The 7,222-nt window shown below is 72.8% G+C and carries 5 protein-coding genes; 3 read left to right on the forward strand and 2 right to left on the reverse strand.

The genetic code is table 11. The features are described 5' to 3' along the window. Positions 1–527: 527 nt before the first annotated feature. On the reverse strand, positions 528–1,295 hold the full coding sequence (locus ACY1JF_RS28280; RefSeq protein WP_462708095.1) for a TetR/AcrR family transcriptional regulator: 768 nt from the start codon (positions 1,293–1,295) through the stop codon (positions 528–530). Between the two features lie 377 nt (positions 1,296–1,672). On the opposite strand from ACY1JF_RS28280, the gene ACY1JF_RS28285 reads away from it, so the two are divergent. Together ACY1JF_RS28285 and ACY1JF_RS28290 are read left to right on the forward strand one after the other, a co-directional pair. Continuing rightward, positions 1,673–3,043 carry an NAD(P)/FAD-dependent oxidoreductase gene (locus tag ACY1JF_RS28285; RefSeq protein WP_462708096.1) on the forward strand — a complete coding sequence of 457 codons (1,371 nt, stop codon included), beginning with the start codon at positions 1,673–1,675 and terminating at the stop codon, positions 3,041–3,043. A 181-nt stretch (positions 3,044–3,224) separates the two neighbouring features. Next, positions 3,225–4,877 carry an ATP-binding SpoIIE family protein phosphatase gene (locus ACY1JF_RS28290; RefSeq protein ID WP_462708097.1) on the forward strand — a complete coding sequence of 551 codons (1,653 nt, stop codon included), beginning with the start codon at positions 3,225–3,227 and terminating at the stop codon, positions 4,875–4,877. A 9-nt stretch (positions 4,878–4,886) separates the two neighbouring features. Here ACY1JF_RS28290 and ACY1JF_RS28295 read toward each other — a convergent pair whose 3' ends face one another. Further along, positions 4,887–6,164, reverse strand: coding sequence for an MFS transporter (locus tag ACY1JF_RS28295; RefSeq protein ID WP_462708101.1), 1,278 nt, complete (start codon positions 6,162–6,164; stop codon positions 4,887–4,889). Between the two features lie 123 nt (positions 6,165–6,287). Between ACY1JF_RS28295 and ACY1JF_RS28300 the strand changes: the two genes are divergently transcribed. Next, positions 6,288–6,836 carry a MarR family winged helix-turn-helix transcriptional regulator gene (locus ACY1JF_RS28300; RefSeq protein ID WP_462708098.1) on the forward strand — a complete coding sequence of 183 codons (549 nt, stop codon included), beginning with the start codon at positions 6,288–6,290 and terminating at the stop codon, positions 6,834–6,836. The last annotated feature ends 386 nt before the right edge of the window (positions 6,837–7,222 follow it).

The raw sequence follows: 7,222 nt of genomic DNA on the forward strand, positions 1-7,222 counted from the left end.
GGGTGTCCGTCCTCGGAACGGCGCGGAATCGGTCTGCTGCGGGGGTGGAGCGGGTTGACGCGCCAACCGCTGCGGGCGGACACCCCCCACCCCGTCCCCTTCCCGCCGTACGCGACTGCGGGTACGACCGCATCCCGCCCGCGCGGGACACCGCCCCGTCCGCCGTATGCGGCTGCGGGTATGAGTACGGTCCGCCCGCGCGGGACACCGGTCCCCGCCGGCCGTACGCGGGCACGAGTACGGCCCGTCCGTGCGGGACACCGGTCCTTTCCCGCCGTACGCGGGTGCGGGCGCGTACCCGTCCCGCCCGCGTAGGACACCGGCCCCCGCCTGCCGTACGCGGGTGCGGGCGGGGGCCCGCGTCACCGTGAGCAGGCGTGCCGTCCGCGGTGGCGGGTGATCGCGCCGCCAGGGGTGATGGGGGCCGCTCGAGCGAAGGCGGGAGCGGGGAGGGCGTGCCCGACGGCTCGCGTGGGCCCGTGCCGCCGAGTACGCACTGGGCAACCCGCGGGCCCACGCCCGCCGATTCACACCGGCCGCGACCGCAGCCCCTCCAGCAGGATGTCCAGTAACCGCGCCGAGGCCGCCGCCTGCTGGGCGGCGTCCGGCAGGGACGGCGCCGCCGTGGCTATGACCAGCAGGACGTCGGACACCGACACGTCCGGCCGCAGCTCCCCGGCCGCACGGGCCCGGTCCACGAGCCGGCCGACGACCTCCAGCAGCGCCGCGGCGCCCGCGTCGTCCTCCATGGGGACGGCCCCCGCGTCCACGGCCTCCTCCGGCACCAGCCGCAGCTCACCGGAGCCCGGCTGGATCCGCTGCTGCGGAACCCGGGGTTCACCGGCCGTGCCGTCCTCGTCCGCCACGCCCACCCGCAGCACCTGCGGCGGCAGCAGCCGGCCCGCGCCGGACGCCACCGACGTCCGCAGGAACCGGGAGAGCGCCGACCACGGCTCGTCCTCCTGTCCCAGCGCCGTCCGGGCCTGGTCGGTCAGCCGGGTCGTCTCCTCCTGGGCTATCCGGCGCACCAGCACGTCCTTGCTGGGGAACCGCCGGTACACCGTGCCGACCCCGACCCGCGCGCGCCGGGCCACGTCCTCCATCGGAGCGCCGTACCCCAGCTCGCCGAAGACCTCACGTGCCGCGCGCAGCACGTGCTCCAGATTGCGCTGAGCGTCCACGCGCAGCGGCGCCGACCGCACGCCGTCCCCGCGTCCACCACCCGTCGTCGCGCTCATCGTGCCGCCGGCGGCGACAGCGGAGCCGGACGGCCAATGAGAGTTCTGAACATGCATAGACAATCCCCCGGTAATGACGTCTCCCCCCGGAGACACTCCCCGTCATCGCAAGCCGGAGCGTGTGCGGAACAGGCCGCTGTCCGGGCCGCCCGTCGCGGGCCCGATGAGCGCATCCCCCTACACTCCGTCGAGACGAACATAGTTGAGTGGGAGTCAATTCAGAAGGGGCAGGTTCCGCACGGAGCGCACCCCGATCGGAGTACGGGTCCGATACGCCCTCCATGGTCCCCTTGTCCGCCCCTGTCATACCCTGGCTGACCTGCGCTTGTGCTCCGTCTCCCGGCGGATCGGCCCGCCCTGTCCACCGCCGCCGACCGGTCATACGAATTGCCGGGGCTGTGGACAAACTCAAGCGCCGGGTGCGTCATGGGACGGTGAAGGAACGTGCGCGCATTCTCGTTGTCGGTGGTGGCTACGTCGGGATGTACACGGCCCTGCGGCTCCAGCGGGAGCTGAAGGGCGAGCTGCGGCGGGGCGAGGCCGAGGTCACCGTCGTCACCCCCGACCCCTACATGACGTATCAGCCGTTCCTTCCCGAAGCGGCGGCCGGGTCGATCTCCCCGCGGCACGTCGTCGTCCCCCTGCGCCGCGTCCTCGGCCGCTGCCGGGTCGTCGTCGGCGAGGCCCGGTCCGTCGACCACGCGCACCGCACCACCACCGTCACCACCCTCGCCACCGAGCAGGAGGGCCGCGGCGCGCACCGGCTCGGCTACGACGAACTCGTCCTGGCCCCCGGCTCCGTCTCCCGCATCCCGCCCGTCCCCGGCCTCGCCGACCACGGCATCGGCTTCAAGACCCTCCAAGAGGCCATCGGCCTGCGCAACCACGTCATCGAGCAGATGGACATCGCCTCCTCCACCCGCGACCCCGTACTCCGCGACGCGGCCCTCACCTTCGTCTTCGTCGGCGGCGGCTACGCGGGCGTGGAGGCCCTCGGCGAACTGGAGGACATGGCCCGCTACGCCGCGCGCTACTACCACAACGTCGACCCCGACGACATGAAGTGGATCCTGGTGGAGGCGGCCGACCGGATCCTGCCGGAGGTCGGCGAGGAACTGGGCCGCCACACGGTCACCGAGCTGCGCCGCCGCAACATCGACGTACGGCTCGGCACCCGCCTGGAGTCCTGCGCCGACCGCGTCGCCGTCCTCAGCGACGGCTCCCGCTTCCCCACCCGTACGGTCGTCTGGACGGCCGGCGTCAGACCCCACCCCGTGCTCGCCGCCACCGACCTGCCCCGCACCGAGCGCGGACGGCTGAGATGCACCCCCCAGCTGGCGGTCGAGGGCGTCACGCACGCGTGGGCCGCGGGAGACGCCGCGGCCGTCCCCGACCTCACCGCCGACGCACCCGGCCAGGAGTGCGCCCCCAACGCGCAGCACGCGCTCCGGCAGGCCAGGGTCCTCGGCGACAACATCGCCCACGCCCTGCGCGGCGAACCCCTGGAGACCTATGCCCACAGGCCGGCCGGCTCGGTCGCCTCCCTCGGCTTCCACCAGGGCGTCGCCCAGGTCCACGGACACCGGCTGACGGGGTACCCGGCCTGGCTGCTGCACCGCGCCTACCACCTCGGCCGCGTCCCCACCGCCAACCGCAAGGCGCGCGTGCTGGCCGAATGGACACTCGCCGGCCTCTTCAAGAGGGAGATCGTCTCGCTGGGATCACTTGAGCACCCGCGAGCGGAGTTCGAACTGGCTGCCGGGGGAATCCCTCCCCAAGAGCCCCCGGAGAACCCGAAGGGGTAGTCCTGACCGGACCGAGGAACTCCGCCGCCCGGTCCGGCGTCTGACGGATGTCGGCCCGGTCGGCACCCTGCCAGACTGATCCACACCACCACGGGCGGGCCGCCGCTCACCCCCGCGCGGCCCCCGGGGCCCCGGCCGGCCCCGGTGCCGGCCGCCGACGACTGACACGAGGCAAGGATTCGTGAACTTCACGCGCTGGAGCGCCCGGCTCCCCGGAACGCAGCGCCGCGCGGCAGCGCGGACCGACACCGCCCTCTCCCCGGACCGACGGGGGGAGAGCCGGCCGGAGACCTCCGTGCCCGCCGCCCGCACCGAACAGCTGACCGACGAACCCCCCGCCGTACCGGCCGTCGACGACCTCCCCGTCCGCGACGTGCTCGACCGCGTCCCGGCCCTCGTCGCCCTGGTCCACGGCCCCGACCACCGCATCGCCTACGTCAACGACGCCTATACGGCGGCCTTCGGCGCACGCCCCCTGGGCGAACGAGCGAGAGAGGCCCTCCCCGAACTGGCCGCGCTGGGCCTCTTCCCCCTCCTCGACCAGGTCCAGCGCAGCCACCGGCCCCGCACCCTCAAGTCCCGCAAGGCCCCCGACGGCCGCTCCTACACCTTCACCTGCACCCCCGTCACCGAGGGCGGGGACAGCGGCGTCCTGGTCTTCGCCACCGACGTCACCGACCACGCCGAGGCCGCCGAGCGCCTGCGCGCGAGCGAACGCAGCCAGCGCGAGACCGCCGTCACCCTCCAGCGCTCCCTCCTCCCCCAGGAACTGGAGGAGCCCGACGACCTCCGCATCGCCGCCACCTACCACCCGGGCGGCACCGAGGCCGCCGTCGGCGGCGACTGGTACGACGTGATCACCCTCGGCGGTGGCCGCACCGCCCTGGTCATCGGCGACGTCATGGGCCGCGGCGTCCGCGCCGCCGCCGTCATGGGCCAGCTCCGTACGGCGGTCAGGGCCTACGCCCGCCTCGACCTGCCCCCGCACGAGATCCTCCAGCTCCTCGACGGCCTCGCCGCCGAGATCGACGCCAACCAGATCGCCACCTGCGTCTACGCCATCCACGACCCCAGCGAGGGCCGGCTGGTGTACGCCTCCGCCGGGCACCTCCCGATCCTGGTCCGCGACGAGAGCGGCACGGTCCACCGAGCCGACGAGCCCACCGGCCCGCCGCTCGGCACCGGCGGCTGGGTGCACGCCTCGGGCTCCGTCCCCCTCGCCCCCGGCTCCACGGCCGTCCTCTACACCGACGGCCTGGTCGAGCGCCGCAACCAGGACCTCGACGAGGGCATCGCCGCCCTGGAGCGCGCCCTGGCCGGTGCCCGCGGCACCCCCCAGGTCATCTGCGACCGCCTGGTCCGCTCGGCGGGCGTGACCCCCGAGCACGACGACGACGTGGCCGTCCTGGTCCTCCAGCACCCGGCGCGCACCGGCCCCGAACACGACCTCTTCCGCAACGCCGCGCTGGAGCTCCTCGGCGGCGTCGAGGCCGCCCCACGCGCGCGTGCCTTCGCCTCCGGCGTCCTGACCAGCTGGCGCTTCCCCACCGACCTGCACGACCTCGGTGTCCTGGCGACCAGCGAACTGGTCGCCAACTCCCTCCAGCACGGCACGCCCCCCATGCGGCTGCGGCTGCGCCGTACCGACCGCCGTCTGATCATCGAAGTCACCGACGGCGACGACCACCTGCCCAGACGCCGCCGCGCCGAACCGGCCGACGAGTCCGGCCGGGGCATCGCCATCGTCGCCACCATCGCCTCGGGCTGGGGCAGCCGGCGCACACCGGGCGGCGGCAAGGCGGTCTGGTGCGAGTTCGCCCTGCCCCGCCCGTGACGGACGGCCCTACGCCTGGGCGGCCGCCTCCGACTCGGCGGGCGCCCCGCCCTGCCGGACCACCCGGGTGGCCCGCAGCAGCCACGGCCGGTCCTGCACCGCGGTGAGCGACCGCCCCATCCGCACCGCCAGCACACTCATCACCAGCGAGAACAGCAGGAACACCACGATGTACGGTCCGGGCAGCGCCGCCGCCAGCGGCCCGCCCACCGCCGGCCCGACCGCCAGCGCGAGCTGCTTGACCAGGGCGAACGCGGAGTTGTACTGCCCCGCCATCCCCTCCGGCGCCAGATCGGCGACCAGCGGGACCAGCGTCGGCGACAGCAGCGACTCACCCAGGCCGAAGAGCCCGTACGTCGAGATGAACGCGGCCGTCGCCATGGTCTGGCTGCCGTGCCCCAGCCCGGCGTACCCGGCGATCACCCACGCCACGGCCCAGACCAGCCCCACGGACGCGATCACCCGCGACCGCTTGTGCCGCTCCACGATCCGCAGCACCGCGAACTGCGCGACCACGATCACCAGCGTGTTCGCCGCCAGCGCCGTCCCCAGCGCGGACGTCGAGATCCCGGCCGCCGCCACGCCGTACGCGCTCAGCCCCGACTCGAACTGCCCGTAGCAGACGAAGAACAGCACGAAGCCCAGTACGAGCAGCTGCACCATGGCGCGATCGCCGAGCAACCGCCGCCAGCTCCCCTTGGCCCCTTCGGGAACCTCCGCGACCCGCGGCGCCCGCTCCATCCGCACCGTGGCCAGCACGGCGACCAGCACCAGGAACATGGCCGCCTCGATGGCGAACAGCAGCGTGAACGAGGCCGGGCTGGAGGGGTCGACGAGATGCCCGCCGATCAGCCCGCCGATACCGAGCCCGAGGTTCTGCAGGAAGAACTGCGTGGCGAACGCCCGCGACCGGGTGTCGGCCGTCGAGCAGTCCACGATCATCGTGGCCAGCGCCGGCTGCATCACGGCCTGCCCGGCCCCCAGCAGCGCGGCGGACGGCAGCACGGTCGTCACCTGCCCCGCCACGCCCAGGCTCAGCGCGCCGAGGGCGGCCATCACCAGGGCGGCGAGCAGCACCGGCAGCGGTCCCCGCCGGACGATCGCCCGCCCGGCGAACGGCAGCACGATCAACGCGGCCACGGCGAAGACGGCGAGCACCAGCCCCGCCGTCACGGAGCCGAGCCCCCGCACCTGCGCCACGTAGACGTACAGATAGGGGACGGTGAAGCCGAGTCCGAACGCGCTGAGCGCGTTGCCCACATGGATCCGGCGCATCGCAGCGGCCATCGCCCTGGTCACGTTCACCTCTCTCACGAGTTAGGAGTGAAGACTTCGAAACTAAACTTCGAAGCTAAAGAGTATATTCCTAAGGACTTCAAGGCAAAGCCGCGCCGTGCCATACTGCGTCCCATGGGCGACACAGCGGCGGCCGGCGAGCCGACACTCGAAGAACAGATCGCCGCCTACCAGCGCGAGTTCCAGGGCCTCGACCCCCAGGTCGAGAAGATCGTGTCGGCGCTGTCCCGCCTGAACCGCCGCATGAACGTCGCCTACGGCCGCCAGACCGCCGACCTCGGAGTCAGCAACGCCGACTTCGAGGTGCTCAAGGCCCTCGTCCTCTCCGGCGCCCCCTACCGGATGGGCCCCGGAGACCTGGCCAAGCGGCTCGGCCTGACCCCGGCCGCGATGACCCACCGCATCGACCGCATGGTCACCGAGGGCCTCGTCACCCGGGACCGCGACGAGTCCAACCGGGTACGCGTCATCGTCGAGCTGACGGCCGACGGCCGGGAGAAGTGGCTGGAGGCCATGCGCCTCGCCTCGGTCTTCGAGGAGGACCTCCTCCAGGACCTCTCTCCTGACGAGCGGACGGCCCTCGGTGAGGTCCTCACCCGCATCCTGCGCCGGGTGGAGCACGACCAGCCGGACGCCGGCGGCCGGCTCAGCGACCTCGACTGAAACGGTTGACAGGGGGCGCTTGACAGCCACCCTCCCGATCCGTAAGGTTCTTCGGGTTGCCGCAGCGCCGTAACGGTTTTGCGGCAGCACTCTCGCCGCACGAGCGGCACCTCACACCACCAGTACGACCTCCCCTCGGGAACGATTTCGGCATGCCCGAATTCAATTCCGCACTCCGATTTTGGAAACAGGGATCGGGTCCGCTAAGGTTTGAGACGTCGGAACGGCCCAACAGCCTGGAAGACAGCCCACTCTGACTGGGAATCAGGCCCGAAAGGATCTGATAGAGTCGGAACCGCCGGAAAGGGAAACGCGGAAGCGGGAACCTGGAAAGCACCGAGGAAATCGGATCGGAAAAGGATCTGATAGAGTCGGAGACGCAAGAC

It is taken from the genome of Streptomyces sp. SYSU D01066-1 (genome assembly GCF_054956795.1).

What these genes read in the sequence shown, in the direction of transcription:
- ACY1JF_RS28300 (WP_462708098.1), top strand. Translation starts at nt 6,288, where the DNA reads ATGGGCGACACAGCGGCGGCCGGCGAGCCGACACTCGAAGAACAGATC.
- ACY1JF_RS28295 (WP_462708101.1), bottom strand. Translation starts at nt 6,164, where the DNA reads ATGGCCGCTGCGATGCGCCGGATCCATGTGGGCAACGCGCTCAGCGCG.
- ACY1JF_RS28280 (WP_462708095.1), bottom strand. Translation starts at nt 1,295, where the DNA reads ATGCATGTTCAGAACTCTCATTGGCCGTCCGGCTCCGCTGTCGCCGCC.